The 16,848-nt window shown below is 43.9% G+C and carries 16 protein-coding genes; 6 read left to right on the forward strand and 10 right to left on the reverse strand.

Annotated features, from left to right (window positions below; genetic code table 11):
• Positions 1-33: 33 nt before the first annotated feature.
• From dapB to APA_RS14905, 3 genes are all read right to left on the reverse strand, one after another.
• Positions 34-855, reverse strand: coding sequence for a 4-hydroxy-tetrahydrodipicolinate reductase (gene dapB, locus APA_RS14895; RefSeq protein ID WP_201323056.1), 822 nt, complete (start codon positions 853-855; stop codon positions 34-36).
• Between the two features lie 91 nt (positions 856-946).
• Positions 947-1,372: a hypothetical protein gene (locus tag APA_RS14900; RefSeq protein WP_201323057.1), complete on the reverse strand. Its 426-nt coding sequence runs from the start codon at positions 1,370-1,372 to the stop codon at positions 947-949.
• The gene (locus APA_RS14905) at positions 1,369-1,740 is read right to left on the reverse strand and encodes a cupin domain-containing protein (RefSeq protein WP_201323058.1); all 372 of its coding nucleotides are present in this window, start codon (positions 1,738-1,740) and stop codon (positions 1,369-1,371) included. The genes APA_RS14900 and APA_RS14905 overlap by 4 nt, the downstream gene beginning before the upstream one ends.
• 375 nt (positions 1,741-2,115) lie before the next feature.
• Here APA_RS14905 and rpmB point away from each other — a divergent pair, with 375 nt between their 5' ends.
• Positions 2,116-2,352 (forward strand): 50S ribosomal protein L28, encoded by a 237-nt coding sequence (gene rpmB, locus APA_RS14910; protein ID WP_201323059.1) that lies wholly within the window; start codon positions 2,116-2,118, stop codon positions 2,350-2,352.
• Between the two features lie 47 nt (positions 2,353-2,399).
• Entirely contained in the window at positions 2,400-3,269 is an 870-nt protein-coding gene (locus APA_RS14915; protein ID WP_201323060.1) for a prephenate/arogenate dehydrogenase, read from the forward strand.
• A gap of 30 nt (positions 3,270-3,299) precedes the next feature.
• Here the strand turns inward: APA_RS14915 and APA_RS14920 are convergent, their stop codons facing one another.
• The 5 genes from APA_RS14920 to APA_RS14940 form a co-directional block, all read right to left on the reverse strand.
• Positions 3,300-3,770, reverse strand: coding sequence for a low molecular weight protein-tyrosine-phosphatase (locus tag APA_RS14920; RefSeq protein ID WP_201323061.1), 471 nt, complete (start codon positions 3,768-3,770; stop codon positions 3,300-3,302).
• Between the two features lie 58 nt (positions 3,771-3,828).
• Positions 3,829-4,983: an iron-containing alcohol dehydrogenase gene (locus APA_RS14925; RefSeq protein ID WP_201323062.1), complete on the reverse strand. Its 1,155-nt coding sequence runs from the start codon at positions 4,981-4,983 to the stop codon at positions 3,829-3,831.
• A gap of 51 nt (positions 4,984-5,034) precedes the next feature.
• Positions 5,035-6,807: a pyruvate kinase gene (gene pyk, locus APA_RS14930; RefSeq protein WP_201323063.1), complete on the reverse strand. Its 1,773-nt coding sequence runs from the start codon at positions 6,805-6,807 to the stop codon at positions 5,035-5,037.
• 382 nt (positions 6,808-7,189) lie between these two features.
• A complete protein-coding gene (locus APA_RS14935; protein WP_236579597.1) occupies positions 7,190-8,074 on the reverse strand; it encodes a M56 family metallopeptidase in 885 nt (294 codons plus the stop codon).
• 4 nt (positions 8,075-8,078) lie between these two features.
• Entirely contained in the window at positions 8,079-8,507 is a 429-nt protein-coding gene (locus APA_RS14940) for a BlaI/MecI/CopY family transcriptional regulator (protein WP_201323064.1), read from the reverse strand.
• Between the two features lie 162 nt (positions 8,508-8,669).
• Between APA_RS14940 and APA_RS14945 the strand changes: the two genes are divergently transcribed.
• The 4 genes from APA_RS14945 (at position 8,670) to dprA (ending at position 13,826) form a co-directional block, all read left to right on the forward strand.
• Entirely contained in the window at positions 8,670-10,733 is a 2,064-nt protein-coding gene (locus tag APA_RS14945) for a serine/threonine-protein kinase (RefSeq protein WP_201323065.1), read from the forward strand.
• Between the two features lie 95 nt (positions 10,734-10,828).
• The gene (locus APA_RS14950; RefSeq protein WP_201323066.1) at positions 10,829-12,079 is read left to right on the forward strand and encodes a SufS family cysteine desulfurase; all 1,251 of its coding nucleotides are present in this window, start codon (positions 10,829-10,831) and stop codon (positions 12,077-12,079) included.
• A 4-nt stretch (positions 12,080-12,083) separates the two neighbouring features.
• On the forward strand, positions 12,084-12,644 hold the full coding sequence (locus APA_RS14955; protein WP_201323067.1) for a nucleoside monophosphate kinase: 561 nt from the start codon (positions 12,084-12,086) through the stop codon (positions 12,642-12,644).
• 72 nt (positions 12,645-12,716) lie between these two features.
• The gene (gene dprA / locus APA_RS14960; RefSeq protein WP_201323068.1) at positions 12,717-13,826 is read left to right on the forward strand and encodes a DNA-processing protein DprA; all 1,110 of its coding nucleotides are present in this window, start codon (positions 12,717-12,719) and stop codon (positions 13,824-13,826) included.
• Positions 13,827-13,907: 81 nt separating this feature from the next.
• On the opposite strand, the gene recJ is transcribed toward dprA, so the two are convergent.
• Together recJ and APA_RS14970 are read right to left on the reverse strand one after the other, a co-directional pair.
• Entirely contained in the window at positions 13,908-16,199 is a 2,292-nt protein-coding gene (gene recJ, locus APA_RS14965) for a single-stranded-DNA-specific exonuclease RecJ (RefSeq protein WP_201323069.1), read from the reverse strand.
• Positions 16,190-16,690: a GNAT family N-acetyltransferase gene (locus tag APA_RS14970; RefSeq protein ID WP_201323070.1), complete on the reverse strand. Its 501-nt coding sequence runs from the start codon at positions 16,688-16,690 to the stop codon at positions 16,190-16,192. Before APA_RS14970 ends, recJ begins: the two co-directional genes overlap by 10 nt.
• Positions 16,691-16,848: the final 158 nt, after the last annotated feature.

Consider the following 16,848-nt stretch of genomic DNA (forward strand, 5'->3'; position numbering starts at 1 on the left):
CCCCAACTTTTTTTGGTTTTATATGGATCATTTTTACAGTAATTTTTCTAAGCCATAAATAAGTGACTTGAGCGCAAGTACTTTGCGAACACAAAGCAATACACCTGCCATATAGCAGGTGCGATCGCTAGCATTATGCTCAATTTTTAAGGTCTCGCCCATTGCGCCAAAAATCACTTCTTGCCGCGCAACTATTCCAGGAATACGCACACTATGAATACGAATGTTTTCGCCATATGTCGCGCCCCTTGCACCTGTGAGATGCTCTTTTTCATCGACACTAGGCGGATTAAAAGATTGACCTAATTCTGAGAGCATTTGCGCGGTTTTGATCGCAGTACCGCTAGGAGCATCAGCTTTTTGATTGTGGTGCAGTTCGATAATTTCCACATGCTGGAAATATTTGGCGGCAGCGATCGCGGCTTGTTGCATCAAAATCACACCAACGGAGAAATTTGGGGCAATAATGCAGCCTGTACTCGCTTTGTCCGCAAAAATGGCAAGATCGGCAATTTGCTGCTCACTTAAGCCCGTTGTGCCAACCACAGGGCGAACACCATAGGCGATCGCTGAGCGAATATTGTCATAAATGATGCTGGGGTGGGTGACATCGACCATCACTGGTAGTTGTGATTCTTGCGCAGCTTGGGCAAGGACAACTTCGAGATTATCGGTCACGGGTATTTCTAATTCGCCAATACCAATAACTTCGCCGATATCCTCACCAATGTGGGATCTGCCGATCGCACCAACGAGCATCATGTCTGGTGATTGGGCGATCGCTTTGATAATTTCGCGCCCCATTTTACCTGTCGCCCCAGAGACAACAACAGGGATTTTGGCAGTATTTGTCATGGATTAAAACTGGAAAGCATATTGTCTTACGAGCTTAGCTCACAAGATAGAGAAACCACAATTTTATTGAAAGCCCTATAGAAAAAAGCCTTTAGCTTGCTTCCAAATCTTCTAAATTAGTTGATTGCCAAGCTAATTTTTTGTTAATTAATTTGATGGCAAAGACGATCGCTAAGAATAGAATGCAACAAGAGATTGCTACTAATGTTTCTTTGATTTTCGGAGAAACAAATACAATAAAATCTCGATCTTTGATCAGTGCTGAAAAACTAGAAACGCAAAATGGCATGAGATAAAGTCGGAATGTTTGCCAGTAATCTACACTATCGCTCTTGTTAGAAGAGATGCTTAATACAAGCCCTGTACCAATCACAGCACTTATCCCCAGAGCATTAATCCAAGTCTTGGGCGATGGATCAAAATAGAAATAAACGATAACGACATACCAAATCAAATAGCACCAAAGCACCACTTTCCCGATCTTAATGTCGCGTAAATATTGAATTAACCACTTCATGAATTTGTACCTTCGATATCGACAAGTTGATATCCCGCAGTAGCAGGACTAACCACTGAAATAAAAACTAGAGGCTCGTTCCCATTATTGAATACTCCATGCACTGAGCCAGTATGAGCAATCACAACATCTCCTGCGGCGATTGGTTGCGTATTGCCAGTTTTATCCAAATAATATTCTCCCTTGCCACTTATGATCGTCCAAGTGTCTTGTCCGTTGGGATGCAGGTGAGGCGGAATTTTTTGGTTTGGGTTGATATACCAAGCGACAACAACTGCATCTGGGGATTCAGTAACTACTGAACGAATTGGCTCTCCATCGGTTGTTTGAAAAAATTGAGAGCTATCGAATATCCGAGCTTTACTCATGATTATCTTGTTTTTTTGCTTTGCTTTATTAGCAAGTTGGAGTCTAGCAACATTTACAACTTTGGATTGTCTGATCTCGCACCTTTCAAGGATAGCTAACCAAACAATTTTCATACCCATTATCAAAAGTGCTCCTACACTTTCGATAATGGGAAATCAAACCCAGTAAGATTTTGAGAACCAGTATTATTTTTGCAATAATACTGGTTCTCATTTTAAGAATTGGTTCTTCGAGTTTTCCCGCGCCACAAGCGCGGGAAAACTCGAAATTCGTCTCATAATGAGAATTTCTGCAAAAATTATTTCTGGATTGCAAAAGTATGCTTTAAGGTTGTAGTATGGTTAGCTGGACTGAAAAAATAGGAGACTAGTACTATGAGTCGTGTATGCCAACTAACAGGCAAAAAAGCCAATAATTCCGTATCGATTTCTTTCTCACACAAGCGTCATAAGCACTTACAACACGTAAACTTACAAGACAAAAGAATCTGGTGGGAAGAAGGAAAGCGTTTTGTAAAATTACAAATTTCCACCAAAGCTATCAAAACTTTGCAAAAGAAAGGGCTAGCTGCATTTGCGAAAGAAGCAGGGCTTAACCTTAGCAAGTTCTAAATAATAAAAGGGGTGCAAGACACCCCTTTGTTGTGTGGAAGAGTTTTATGAATATTGGTGTCGTCGGTTTAGGGTTAATTGGTGGCTCGCTAGGGTTAGATCTGCTCGCTTCATCGCAAGATCATAACTACGTTTGGGGCATCAGTCGCAATCCTGAAACCTGCAAACAAGCAGAAGAGATCGCTGCCGTAAGTATCGCTAGCACAAATATTGCAGATATACCTGATCGCATTCTTGCCCAAACTGATATCGTCGTCATCTGTACGCCGATCGCAGCAATTTTGCCGACGATTTCCGAGATCGCGCCAAAATTAGCTTCTAACGTCATTTTTACGGATGTTGGCTCAGTCAAATCAGCGATCGTCGAGCCAGCATTGAAGATTTGCCAGCAATTTAATCAGCGATTTGTGGGCAGTCATCCGATGGCGGGAACTGCATTTCAAGGAATTTTAGCTGCCGAACGCAATCTATTTCAAAATCGTCCCTGTGTGGTTACGCCTAGTGATGATCTTGAGGCTGTTGAGAAAGTGCGATCGCTATGGCAGTCAGTGGGTATGAATGTCTATGAATGTAGCGCCGAAGAACACGATCGCGCCGTCGCCATGATTAGTCATGCCCCTGTGATGATTAGTGCTAGTTTGATCGCTGCTTGTCAAGCAGAAAGCGATCGGACGGTTTTAAAATTAGCGCAAAATTTAGCGAGTTCAGGCTTCCGTGATACTAGTCGCGTTGGCGGTGGTAATCCTGAACTAGGGAGACTAATGGCGGAATATAATCAATCGGCTGTATTGCGATCGCTACAAAACTATCAGCAATCATTGCAAGCAGTGATTGGTTTAATTGAGAACAAACAATGGGAAGACTTAGAATCTTTTTTGGCTAATACTCAAAGCGATCGCGCATTTTACGTTGATTAAATTGAAGAGAGGGCGCAAAGCGCCCTCTCTTCAATTTTTGGGAAAAGATTTGAGAAGACCACCACAGGCATCAAATAGCAAATCGATGACATAGTTAAATCCATCTGCACCACCGTAATAGGGATCAGGAACTTCTTTATCGGTGTAAGTTTCGCAGAAGTCACACATCATCTTCACCTTGTCCGTAAATTTCCCTTGCGGATCGAGAGCGAGAATATTGCGATAGTTATCTTTGTCCATCGCCAGAATTAAGTCAAATTCTCGCAAATCCATCGCCTCAAACTGTCTAGCCGAGCCAACAAAATCTAAGCCGCGTTCTTTGGCAGCCGCACGCATACGGCGATCAGGTGGTGCACCCACATGCCAGCCACCAGTACCAGCCGAGTCACAGATAAAGAAATCGCCTAGTCCTTGCTTCGCAACTAAATGATTCATAATATTTTCTGCCGCAGGCGATCGGCAAATATTTCCGAGGCAAACAAATAGAAGTTTTTGGGTCATATTTATATTCCATAAACCATGTAAAGGTGCTGCTTTGCAGCACCTTTACAAAAAGAAGTTAAGCACAGAGCGCTAAAATTTGTTCGACAATCTTGGGTGTAACATCTTGATTTTCGCCTAAAGCGACAAAACCACGTTTCTCGAAGCGATCGATAATTTTGGGAATCACATCTAGTCCCACGCCGTAGTCTGACAGATGGGTACAAACGCCGACAGTCTCAAAAAAGTCGCGAGTTTTCGCGATCGCCCGATCAATGCGTACCTCCTCCGTGCCATCGACAAGACCCCAAACGCGATCGGCATATTGCAAGAGCTTTTGCCTTTTGCGATCGCGTCTAATCGTCAGCGTGTTAGGCAGAACAATCGCCAAAGTTTGAGCATGATCGATGCCATGTAGCGCCGTTAGCTCATGACCGATCATGTGCGTTGCCCAATCTTGAGGTACACCGACACCGATCAATCCATTGAGCGCCATCGTGGCGCACCACATCACGTTGGCTCTTGCTTCGTAGTTATGAAGATCCGCTAAGACCTTGGGAGCTTCTTCGATCAAGGTTTTGAGAATAGACTCAGCCATCCGATCCTGCAATGGGGCATTGGCAGGATATGTCAAATACTGTTCCATAACATGAACATAGGCATCAACTATTCCATTACTAACCTGACGAATAGGCAACGAGTAAGTCGTTTCAGGGTCTAGTACTGAGAATTTGGGAAATACAAATGGGCTAGAGAAAAACAACTTGTCTTGGGTTGCCCATTTAGTAACTACAGAGTTAGTGTTCATCTCGGAACCAGTAGCTGGCAAAGTCAACACTGCACCAAAGGGAATCGCTAATTTTACAAGGGCTTGCTTGGCACAAATATCCCAAGGATCGCCTTCAAAGGGAACAGCAGCAGCAATAAATTTTGTACCATCAAGGACGGAGCCACCGCCCACTGCCAGCAAAAAATCTATTCCTTCATCTCGAATCAGTTCAACTGCTTTGAGCAATGTTTCCAGATGTGGATTTGCTTCAATCCCACCAAATTCGAGAAAGCTACGACCAGCAAGGGCGGTCTTTACCTGTTCGTAAACTCCATTGGTTTTGATGCTACCGCCACCATAGATGATTAAGATTTTGGCATCAGTAGGGATTTCAGTACTGATATTCGCAATTTGACCTTTGCCAAATAAAATCTTGACTGGATTGTAAAAAGCAAAATTTTCCATGACTAACTCAAAAACATTAAAGTTGATGCTTTGCATCAACTTTAAATATAACTAAAACGTTAGATCGTCCGATCTCGAACCTGAATAGATCATGCCTTTGCTGAAGTTAACACTCAGTGGTTCACCATCGCGAATGAAGCCTGTGGCATTGTGAACCCCGATCAAAACTGGTATACCCAGCCTTCGACCGATCACCACTGCATGAGAATCAAGACTTGATTCTTCAGTAATTACGGCAGATGCTTTGCGAATTACTTCGATATAGTCGGCATCAGTGCGATCGATGACAAGAATTTCACCTTCGTTAAAGTCGCGGACATCAAGGTGATGGAAAGCAACTCTAGCGCGTCCATGAACAATACCAGAGCCGATGCTTAAGCCTTTGCCAACTACCGATGAAACAAATTCCACTTTGATTAAATCCGTAGAGCCTGCCACGTCTTGCAGTGTGCCTGCCGACATAACCACCAAATCACCTGCGGAGAGCAATTTCATCTCTTGAGCAAGGTTGAGGGCGGCTTCAAAATTTTGTCTTGCGGATGGTAAGGATATTAATACCATTGGCTGCACACCCCAGACCATTTGCAAGCGACGCGCTACTTGGACATTGGGTGTAACTGCCAAAATCGGAATCGGTGGACGGAATTTGCTGACATTACGAGCCGTTGAGCCTGTCTTAGTGAGAGTAACGATCGCAGCGGCATTTAGTTGGATCGCAATCCTCCCTACAGCCTGACTAATCGCATTGGGGACAGCGCGTCCCATGCTTTCAATAGGTTGCATTTTTAGATCTTGCTCTCTTTCAATGCGAACGGCAATTCTTGCCATCGTTTCTACAGCCAAGATCGGATATTTTCCCACCGCAGTTTCGTTAGAGAGCATTACGGCATCAGTACCATCGATGATCGCATTTGCCACGTCGGAAATTTCGGCGCGGGTGGCCCGAGGACTGCTGACCATGCTATCCAGCATTTGTGTCGCTGTAATTACAGGAATGCCAAGGCGATTGGCAGTTTTAATCAATTGCTTTTGAGCGATCGGTACATCTTCCGCAGGAATTTCCACGCCAAGATCGCCCCGCGCCACCATTACCCCATCGCAGACCGAGAGAATAGCTTCCATGTTAGAGATCGCTTCGTGCTTCTCGATTTTGGCAATAACACTAGCCTTCCGCCCTGAAGCGGCAATCAAGTCTTTAACCTCTAGCACATCTTCAGGATTGCAGACAAAGCTAAGTGCTACCCAATCTACGCCTTCAGCCAAACCAAAACGTAAGTCTTCGCGATCTTTATCAGTCATCGCACTGACTAATAAGTGAACGTTCGGGAAATTTACCCCTTTATTATTAGAAAGCGTGCCACCAATGACCACGCGACAATAGAGATCGCCTAATTCCACATTTACAGCTTCGACGACCATCTCAACTTTGCCGTCATCGAGCATGATTACTGCGCCGATTGGCACTTCTTCGGCAAGCGTGTCATAGGTAATGCAACTAATTTCAGAATTACCATCAACTTGGCGGCTTGTGAGGGTAAATTTGTCACCTTTATTAAGAGTAATTGGGCCTTCTTTAAATACTCCAAGGCGAATTTTTGGACCTTGCAAATCCTGCAAAATGCCCACAGGTTGATTGAGTTCACTAGATACTTGGCGAATATTGCAAATGCTGCGATGGTGGTCAGCATGAGTGCCGTGGGAAAAGTTAAGGCGAAAAGTACTTGCACCTGCTTCAATAAGCTGGCGAATCATATCGGGGCTACTGGTCGCGGGTCCAATAGTAGCAACAATTTTTGTGCGACGAAAAGTTTCTCTAACGGTCATGGATTGTCAGCTAACGGCGAACCTCAAACATACCAGATAGTCATGACAATTCTCCAAACTGTCATGACTATCTGGGGCAAGAGTTACACTAATACTTCAGTCAGCTTCAAAAACTCGTATACCAAGGTCATCTAAAATCAAGCGATCGCAAAAACCCTAGTTTTATAGCAATGTAAGTTTTGCTTAGGACTTAAAACCCAAAAGATGAGTGGCGGTGCTTCGCACCGCCACTCATCTTTTGGGTTTTGATTTGTCCTATCTCTTGCATTGCTATAGTTGACAGATCAAACTTTTGGATAAAATCGAGTTTCACCAGATTCCCCATATGAGCGATGGCATTATTAACAAAAAGAGAGAGTTGCTCAGCAACTCTCTCTTTTTGTTAATAATGCAAAGGTAATACAGCGAGTGGTAATAGGGAAAAACCAATCCAAAATAGCGATCGCCAAGAAAATTGGGGCAAAGGTTCGGGGTCGGCTAATAAAAAGTTAACCCGCACTTCTAGCCGATCGCTAGGATTCGTCGCGCCAAAAGCCGCCGCAAAGGTTGGGGTTAGTTGCATATTGTTGCTAACCATCGCTAATAATGACTCAGCTAGTAACAAACCATCTGCATATTGAGCAGCCCAGCGATCAGCACGAAGTTCTCGCAATAACAGCAACTCCTCCCATAAAGCTTGGGTATTTGGCAACCAAGGCATCACTTGGCGTAGACAACCGAGCCAGAAAAACCAAAATGTATCGCGGTAATGAGCATGGGCGCGTTCATGTAATAGCACTGCTTCCAGATGATCTGCATCAAGGGTATCGAGCAAACCTTGGCTGACAAAAAGATGCGATCGCCAAAACCCAATTTGGGCAGCAAATAGCATCGGCATATTTAGCAATTTTAAAGGTTCATTAATCGGATTGAGAGCCTTGCAATCGACAACGAGATTTTGTAATTTTTGTAAAGATTGCCAGCCAATCCATGCAAGTTGACCACTCCGAAAAATGCTGTAAATCAAAAACATCAAGGCGATCGCATAGCTAAGCCGCCCTGCTTGCAAGCCAATCATTTGTCCTTCTGATCCCATACATAGCACAGCGATCGCGGTCATCATTACTAATAGTGGCGGCAAAACAAAGGATACGAGCGCCTTCTGCCAACGCATCTGCCAACTCACAGGCTGAGTCACATCGCCGCTATTTTGCCAACCGTAGCGCAAGCCCCAAGCAAGGCAAAGCGAACCAAATATCATCACAAAATGTATGGAGAAAAAGGGCATAGACTTAACCTTCCTGTGATTGTTCTCGCGATTGACGTATATTTTGGAGACGGACAGCGATCGCTTCAAGCTTGTCCATACTGGCATGATCGAGATCATTAGCAAAAGCGGCGACAATATCCGCATCACCTATTTCTAAAAATCGATTTAGTTGTTGATACGCCTCTAATGCTTGTGCCTCATCGCGAGAAATTTTTGCTTGCCAATAGAGCGCACGCCCCTCCTTTTCGCAATGAATCCAGCCCTTTTGCTCCAGTCGGCGCAATACAGTCATCACTGAGCCATAGGCTAACTCGCGATCGGGATCAGACAAGATGCGATCGTGAATATCCGTCGCACCTAGCCGCGTACTGTCCCATATAATATTCAGGATTTCCGACTCTAACGGGCCTAGCGATAATTGTTTCGGTCGATATTTCGGTAACGGGGTCATACTCAAGCCGCATTATTTGATATCACTATAGCGCTTTATTGCGATCAAAGCTTTGCTTAGTAAAGCTTTGATCGCAATAAAGCTCCTTAGACTTGATTACAATCTTGCCATACTTGTATGGCAAGATTGTAATCAAGTCTAAGGCATCCACAGAAATAGTTTATGAGTCTGACAACTGGGCAAATAGTCGGTGGGCATTACGAAGTTTCAGCACGTTTGGGTGGCGGTGGATTTGGGGAGACCTATCTCTCACGAGACTTACACTTGCCCGATCACCCCACCAGAGTAATTAAAAGACTAAGTCCACATATTCAAGAAGCGAGTGTATTGCAGCTATCGCGGCGACTTTTTGAAACAGAAGCTCAAGTTCTCTATCGCCTCGGAACCCATACCCAAATTCCGCAACTGTTTGCCCACTTTGAAGAATTATCAGAATTTTATCTAGTTCAAGAATATATTGATGGCAAAGACCTTAGTCATGAACTGCCGCGTGGCAAGATTTGGGAACAGTTCGTAGTTGCTGATTTATTGCAAAATCTCCTAGTCGTCCTCAGCTTTGTCCATCAAAACAATGTGATTCATCGCGATATTAAGCCCGAAAATATTATTCGTCGTCGGGATGGACAGCTTTTTTTAATTGATTTTGGTGTTGTGAAGCAAATTGTCACGCCCACGGCTCTCTTGGCTGGACAGCCAGACGATGGCTACACGGTGGGAATTGGTACGCCAGGATACATGCCTAGCGAACAGGCTCATGGCGAGCCAAAATTTGCCAGCGACATCTATGCGATCGGCATGATTGGCATTCAAGCTCTGACAGGTATTCCTCCTAGCCATTTAGCCAAAGACGACAACTTAGAAATTTTATGGCGAGCATCTGCGCCTAAGGTCTATCCTGAATTTGCTGATATTCTTTCGCGTATGGTGCGGTTTGATTTTCGGCAGCGTTATTCTAGTGCTGAAGCAGTTTATGCGGTGATTCGAGAATTTGTCGACCGCTATCCAATCTCCCATGTAAATCACAGTTTACCAACTGTACTGATTTGTGGTGAGACGACCCAAAGAAGTAATCAAAACCTTAGTCAGCAAAATACTCCTATACGCGATCTTCATTCTGCCCAGAAGCAGGAGTTACCAAAATCAAGAATTTGGAAATATTTTCAGCCTTGGCATTTGGGCTTAGGAATCATCACTCTGGGCGCGATCGCAATCACGACAATAATTCTCATGTTTGGATCTTCCCCTAAGCCGATAAATCCAACTAATCTTGAGGAATCTCAAGAAAAAGCTGGATTGCCAGAATCTTCACCTAAGCCAATAAATCCATCAACTTCAGTTCCATCAGTAATGAAGGAATTGACAATCAATGAGGCAAAGGATTTAATCTATGGAGTTACAATTAGTCCCGACAGTAAAATTTTGGCAGTGGCAAGCTCAGAGCGCATTATTGAGCTATGGGACTTAACCAAAAGCAAAAAATTACAGACACTCAAAGGTCATACAGGAAGAGTCTATGATGTGTACTTTAGTCCCGATGGCAAGCGTTTAGTTAGTGCCAGCGATGATCGCAAAGTAATCATTTGGGAAGTTTCCACTGGTAAAATCTTAAATACGTTAGTGGGACATCAAGATCGCATATATACTGCTATCTTCAGTCCTGATGGCAAGTTGATCGCTAGTTCTGGAGCTGATCGCACAATTCGCCTATGGAATGCAGAAACTGGCAAATTAATCAGCACGTTAACTGAAAAATCTTGGGTCTACGATGTCTCATTTACACCCGATAGTAAATTCTTAGCAAGTGGTAGTGAAGATGGCGCAATTCGATTATGGAATGTGGAGACAGGAAAAGTTCTTAAGACCTTAGTAGAGAGTGGTAGCCCCGTGCGATCGCTCGTTTATAGCAATGACGGCAAGGCGATCGCTAGTGCGATGGAAGATAATACTGTGCGGCTATGGGATGCCAAGATGGGGCAGTTAAAGGATGTTCTTACAGGTCATACTGGTGAGGTACATACGATCACTTTTAGTAATGACGGGAGTTTATTGGCTAGCGGTAGTGCTGATAAGACAATTCGGATTTGGTCTTTAAAGATCAAGCGATCGCCTCAAGTTTTATCAGAGCATGAGCGTGGCGTGTCATCGGTTGTATTTAGTACTGATCAAAAGCTGTTGATTAGTGGCAGTCTCGACGGCAAGGTGAAAGTCTGGAAATTAGCAGACTGAGAGGCATAGGGCAGCGCACCTCGTCATCTCATGCTTTTTGGGTTTTGAACTGTTAAAATGCAGATAGCAGTTACGACAGCAACTATGTAAGACTCATGACATTAACCTATGAAAAGACTCTAGCAGATCGGGTCAGAGCAGATTTTGAGATTTTGAATCAAGCGGTCAATGGCAAGCCACTAATTTACTTTGATAATGCTGCTAGTTCCCAGAAGCCAAAATCGGTACTTGCAGCTTGGAAATATTATTACGAGCATGACAATGCCAACGTGCATCGTGGCGCTCATACACTCAGTGCTAGAGCCACCGATGCCTATGAGGGAGCGCGGGACAAAATCGCTAAATTTGTCAATGCTAAGTCATCACAGGAAATCATTTATACCCGTAATGCCAGTGAAGCGATTAATCTCGTAGCCTATACTTGGGGATGGGCAAACCTGAAAGCAGGAGATGAAGTAATTCTCTCAGTAATGGAGCATCACAGTAACATTGTGCCTTGGCAGTTGATTGCTCAACGTACAGGCGCAGTTCTTAAATTCCTAGAACCCACAATCTTAGGGGAATTAAGCTTAGAGCAGTTTAAGTCTTTACTCAACCCTAAAACTAAACTGGTATCAATTGTCCATGTTTCCAATACTCTTGGTTGTGTGAATCCAGTGGAGGAGATGATTCCATTGGCTCATGCTCAAGGCGCAAAGGTATTGCTAGATGCTTGTCAGAGTGTGCCACATATGCCCATTGATGTGCAGGCGCTTGATTGCGATTGGCTAGTGGCTTCGGGACATAAGATGTGTGCGCCGACAGGAATTGGGTTCCTCTATGGTAAGCGGGATCTATTACTAGAAATGCCTCCGTTTATGGGTGGTGGCGAAATGATTGCTGATGTCTTTCTCGATCATTCTACTTATGCTGGCTTACCCCACAAATTTGAAGCAGGGACTCCTGCAATTGGCGAAGCGATCGCTCTCGGTGCAGCGGTGGATTACTTGACTGCGATCGGCATGGATAAAATCCATGATTATGAACAGGAATTAATTGAATATTTGATGGATTATCTCGACGATATTCCTGACATCAAAGTTTATGGGCCAAGACATCACCGCGCAGGTTTGGCATCCTTCACGATCGCACATGGGATTCATGCCAATGACCTCTCGGCAATGCTCGATCAAGATGGTATCGCTATTCGTTCAGGACACCATTGCACTCAGCCATTACATCGCTTTTTAGGAATTAGCGGCACGGCAAGAGCCAGTGTCTATTTCTATAATACCAAAGCCGAAATTGATACCTTTGTCGCTTCCTTAAAAGATGCGATCGCCTTTTTTAAGAATGTGATGGCATAGACCGATGGCAAGAATTATTCTATTAGGTGCATCGGGTTCAGGACGAACCACCCAAGCTTTACATCTTCGATCTTTGCTAAATATTCCTGTGATCTCAACTAGCGAAATTTTGCGATTAGAGATGGCAACAGCAACAGATTTAGGTATGGAAGTAAAAAGCTTCATCGATGCTGGTGAATTTGTGCCCGACATGCTGATGATTGAGTTGATGCGATTGCGTCTTAAGATGGAAGATGCTCAGCAAGGATGGATTTTAGAAGGTTATCCCCGCACGTCTTTTCAAGCAGAGGAGTTAGATTTTTTGTTGGATGAGTTGGGATGTCCTCTTGACCATGCAATCTATTTACAAGCTTCTGAAGAGACATTGATGCAGCGATCTCGATCGCGTGGTGGATCCGATGACACGATTGAGATAATTCAGAAACGGATCGAGCAGTTTTTGGATTTGACTATACCTTTATTGGAATATTACGGCTATAAACAGAAGTTACTGACTATCAATGGTGAGTACGATTTAGCTACTGTCAGCGCTCGTTTAGAGCATGGCATAAACTTAAATTTGTAGGGTTGCGCCGCTGTGGGGAGCAACCCTACGGATTTTGGTAATTTATTTTGAGTACTTAATAATACAGAATTCATGAGCCTTAGCCCAAATTCAGAAAGAGCCTATTGGTTAGCATGGTCGCAAATACGCGGTATTGGGCCTGTATTGATTAAACGACTGTATCAAGCATTTGGCTATATGTCTGAGGCATGGAATGCTTTACCAAGTGATTTACATGCAATCGAAGGTATTGGTGGTCAGACCCTCGAAGCAATTCGCCAAGCTCAATGCGAAGTAGAACCTGTGGCTCTATTGGCAGTACATGAACATCACAATCTTAACTTCTGGACTCCTAGCGATCGCGAATATCCGCAGTTACTTTGGGAGATTCCCGATCCACCATCAATTTTGTATTATCACGGTCACCTAACTAATTGGAATGAACGCAACACAATTGCGATCGTGGGTACGCGCAACGCTACTCCCTATGGACGTAGGTGGACTAAAAAAATTGTGAGGGCTTTGGCAGAGCGTGGGTTTACGATTATTTCTGGTATGGCAGAAGGTATAGATGGCGAAGCACACAAAGCTTGTTTGGAAATTGGTGGTCAAACTGTGGCTGTGGTTGGCACGGGAGTCGATCAAATCTATCCGCATAGGCATAAAGATTTATATACACAAATTCTACATTCAGGTCTAGTCGTGAGCGAATATCCGCATGGTACTACTCCCAACAAAACCCATTTCCCAGCCCGTAATCGGATTATTGCGGGACTTAGCCGTGTGACATTAGTGATGGAAGCGCCAGAGCGATCGGGAGCCTTAATCACCGCCTATCAAGCCAATGAATATGGGCGCGATGTCTTTGCTTTGCCAAATTCCCTTGATGTAAATGAAGCAAAGGGTTGCTTGAAGCTATTGGGTAAAGGGGCGCAGGCGATTTTAGGCGTGGATGAGCTATTGGAATCTTTGGGCATGTTGCCGAATTTAGATAAACCTGCACCTGCGATCGCTATTTCTGAATTACCACTCTTACAACAGAATATTCTCCAAGCGATCGGATTTGGCGATCCTGTTGGGTTAGATTGGATTGTGGAACAAACAAAAGTGCCTTCGGGTGAGGTTTTAGGGGCTTTAACGCATTTGGAAATCGTGGGTGCGATCGCGCCTTGCCCCGGAATGCGATATCAACGTTTGGTATAAAACCCAAGAGGAGAATGGCGGCGCTTCGCGCCGCCATTCTCCTCTTGGGTTTTAATTTTGTCCAAACACAAGCGGCGATAGCTATATTATCAAATTCTTTAACTGACGATCAAAAAATTGTTGCTGGAAGGCTAACTCGTTCGCAGCTTGGATAAACTGCTTTGCTGGCGTAAATCCATCATATGTTGATGTAATAGAACTTATACGGATCATCGAATCTCCATCACCTGATGGAGATTCGATCGCATTCACCGCATAACCATATTGTTGAAGCTCCTCAAATCCAATCTGCAACACATCTTGATCATCAATTCCTAATTTTGCGATTAGTTGCGATCGCTTAATTTCCTTACCTGTCCGACTCAGATATTTGGCAATTCCCACTAAAGTTTGCCATGCGATCGCTCCATTTATCTGTTCAGGGCGAGGATAAACTAAAGCGAGAGCTTGATTTGCTTGATGGGCGCGATCGATAATGGAGTTTAAATCTTGCCAACTTTGAGGACAGCGATCGCAGATAGTTGCTGACAAGTGGTTATCAAGATCGAGCGGATCACGCCCTCGCCAATCAATGATCTTGAGGTTTAGATCAGGATTTTTGATTGATGTTGCGAGGGACGGCAACTCATTGCTCAGAGGCGCACTCTGAGCATGGAAATCAAGCAATCGCACATCATAACGGCGGCGAAAAGCATTATCGACTAGTTCAATCACCACATCGCAACTGGTATCGGGTAACTCATAGCTATAATGTCCCCACCAATCGCCATAAATCTGATTGCCATTGCGATCGCTTAGAGTAAATTCTGTCTTAATATATTCAACTTTCTGTCCTTTTTGAGTCCGAATATTTGCATTGGATATCTCTGAAAATTGGCAATCACGAACTAACAACTTGGGGTAGGGATTACCCATACCAAAAGGTTCTAGCTGCTTAAATTCATTAAATAATTCTTTGCTAAGATCGGCGATATTTACTTCTAAATCAATGTTGATCGCTTTACTTTGCAATTGACCATATTGACTCCAAAATTTCTGATCGATAGACTCAGTGAGTAACTGCAAATTCTCAAGCTCAAAACTCAAACCTCCTGCAAGCGGGTGTCCGCCGAAGCTGAGCAATAGATGTTCTTGTCCTTTGAGGAGATCGTAAAGATTTATACCCTCTAGCGATCGCGCACTACCTTTAGCAATTCCATTTTCAACTGTACAGAGAATCGTCGGACGACCATACTCGGCAACCACTTGTCCAGCCACTAAGCCCAAAACACCCACCGACCATTGTGGATCGGCTAACACAATCAGCCCTGTCGTCGAAAGATCGAGTTGTTCAATTTTAGCTTGAACCTGTTTAAAGACCTTTTTTTGTAAAGATTTGCGCTGTGTGTTAGCCAGTTCAGTCTGTTCAATTAGCGCTTTGCAGACCTTCTCATCGCGGGTAGTCAGCAATTCTACGCATTTCCGTACATCGCCCCAAATTCTACTCACGGCATTAATGCGCGGCGCAATCCCAAAGCTAATATCAATTGGGCGATCGCCAACTCGTTTACATTGCTCCAAGAGCATTCGCACCCCAAGACGTTTTTTTCGCCGCAATACTTCTATTCCCTTTTGAGCAAGGTATCGACAATCTCCTGTAAGTTTTACTAGGTCGGCAACTAAGCCGATCGCGACTAAATCCAATAAATCCTCTAAAGGCTGTTGGGGAACTTCAGGTAGAGATTCATAGAGCGCTTCCATTAATTTATAGGCAACAGCCACACCCGACAAGTTAAATAATGGATGCTGAGTTGATAAGTAACGCGGATTGATAATTGCGACTACTGGTGGACGCTGATCTGGCAAAGTATGGTGATCGGTGACAATCACATCAATTCCTAAATCCTGCGCATGGGTTAACGCATCAAAACAAGTGCTACCCGTATCACAAGTAATGATTAAACTTAGTGATTTCCCTTCTGTCTGGCATTGCGATCGTAGCTCATCTAAGCTTCTAATCGAGATCCCATGAGACTCTTTAAGACGATCGGGGATATAAAAGACTAAGCGATCGCCTTGCGCGAAAAATTGTCCTAATCCCTCCCACAAAACCGATGTTGCGGTAATCCCATCTGCATCAAAATCCCCCCAAATTGCGATCGTTTCTCCCTGTTCATGGGCTTTCTGAATTCGGGCAATCGCCTGTTCCATTTCTACACCAAAAGCAAAGGCACTAGTGGGTTGATAAGCGGTAATGTCTAAGAATGATTCTACTTGTTCAGGCTCAATGATTCCCCTCTGACAAAGTAACTGCGCTGCAAATTTACCAACTTTTTCACTTAACCAAGTCGGTGGTTCAACTATTTCCAAAATGCGCCAATTGGTTAGGGACATGTTGCTATCGATAACTTCTTCTCCCAAAATAACGCATGACCCATTTCTGGGTTTAGTTCATAGCCACTAAAACCACAAGATTTATATGCAGCTTTAGCTGCATGATTGCCATCTAAGACTTCTAGCGTTATTTTACAGCAGCCTAAATCACAAGCGATCGCCTCTACCATCTGTAGTATTAATTTCGACAAACCTTGACCTCGGTAAGGGGCAGAAACAATCAGATCATGAATATTCAGTAGAGGCTTACAAGCGAAAGTAGAGAAACCTTCCAAACAGATAGCTAGCCCCGCAGGAATGCGATCGACGAATGCGATAATGACATGCGCAGAACTCCGCTTGGATAATTCGGCAACTAGATTGTTTTTAGCAAATTCCGACAGATCTTGACCTCCTCCCATTGCATCAAGAGCATATTCACTCATCAATTGGATTAACGCTTCTGTATGATCCTGCTTACTCAGATCTGCCTTAATTATTTCAATTGTCATTATCTTCGTAATATGAACAAGCTAAAGTCTCTATTCTTAAGCCATCATAACTTTTTGATTTCAATAAATCAACTTTTCGATCTTACTCCCTTCCCAGTGAATAATTAGGTGGTGCGCGACGAAGTCGCGCACCACCTAATTATTCACTTTACAACACC

This window comes from Pseudanabaena sp. lw0831 (assembly GCF_016584665.1).
In the GTDB taxonomy this organism is placed as follows: domain Bacteria; phylum Cyanobacteriota; class Cyanobacteriia; order Pseudanabaenales; family Pseudanabaenaceae; genus Pseudanabaena.

What these genes read in the sequence shown, in the direction of transcription:
- APA_RS14925 (WP_201323062.1), bottom strand. Translation starts at nt 4,983, where the DNA reads ATGGAAAATTTTGCTTTTTACAATCCAGTCAAGATTTTATTTGGCAAA.
- APA_RS14935 (WP_236579597.1), bottom strand. Translation starts at nt 8,074, where the DNA reads ATGCCCTTTTTCTCCATACATTTTGTGATGATATTTGGTTCGCTTTGC.
- APA_RS14915 (WP_201323060.1), top strand. Translation starts at nt 2,400, where the DNA reads ATGAATATTGGTGTCGTCGGTTTAGGGTTAATTGGTGGCTCGCTAGGG.
- dprA (WP_201323068.1), top strand. Translation starts at nt 12,717, where the DNA reads ATGAGCCTTAGCCCAAATTCAGAAAGAGCCTATTGGTTAGCATGGTCG.
- rpmB (WP_201323059.1), top strand. Translation starts at nt 2,116, where the DNA reads ATGAGTCGTGTATGCCAACTAACAGGCAAAAAAGCCAATAATTCCGTA.
- APA_RS14970 (WP_201323070.1), bottom strand. Translation starts at nt 16,690, where the DNA reads ATGACAATTGAAATAATTAAGGCAGATCTGAGTAAGCAGGATCATACA.
- pyk (WP_201323063.1), bottom strand. Translation starts at nt 6,807, where the DNA reads ATGACCGTTAGAGAAACTTTTCGTCGCACAAAAATTGTTGCTACTATT.
- APA_RS14905 (WP_201323058.1), bottom strand. Translation starts at nt 1,740, where the DNA reads ATGAGTAAAGCTCGGATATTCGATAGCTCTCAATTTTTTCAAACAACC.
- APA_RS14945 (WP_201323065.1), top strand. Translation starts at nt 8,670, where the DNA reads ATGAGTCTGACAACTGGGCAAATAGTCGGTGGGCATTACGAAGTTTCA.
- APA_RS14900 (WP_201323057.1), bottom strand. Translation starts at nt 1,372, where the DNA reads ATGAAGTGGTTAATTCAATATTTACGCGACATTAAGATCGGGAAAGTG.
- dapB (WP_201323056.1), bottom strand. Translation starts at nt 855, where the DNA reads ATGACAAATACTGCCAAAATCCCTGTTGTTGTCTCTGGGGCGACAGGT.
- APA_RS14920 (WP_201323061.1), bottom strand. Translation starts at nt 3,770, where the DNA reads ATGACCCAAAAACTTCTATTTGTTTGCCTCGGAAATATTTGCCGATCG.
- recJ (WP_201323069.1), bottom strand. Translation starts at nt 16,199, where the DNA reads ATGTCCCTAACCAATTGGCGCATTTTGGAAATAGTTGAACCACCGACT.
- APA_RS14940 (WP_201323064.1), bottom strand. Translation starts at nt 8,507, where the DNA reads ATGACCCCGTTACCGAAATATCGACCGAAACAATTATCGCTAGGCCCG.
- APA_RS14955 (WP_201323067.1), top strand. Translation starts at nt 12,084, where the DNA reads ATGGCAAGAATTATTCTATTAGGTGCATCGGGTTCAGGACGAACCACC.
- APA_RS14950 (WP_201323066.1), top strand. Translation starts at nt 10,829, where the DNA reads ATGACATTAACCTATGAAAAGACTCTAGCAGATCGGGTCAGAGCAGAT.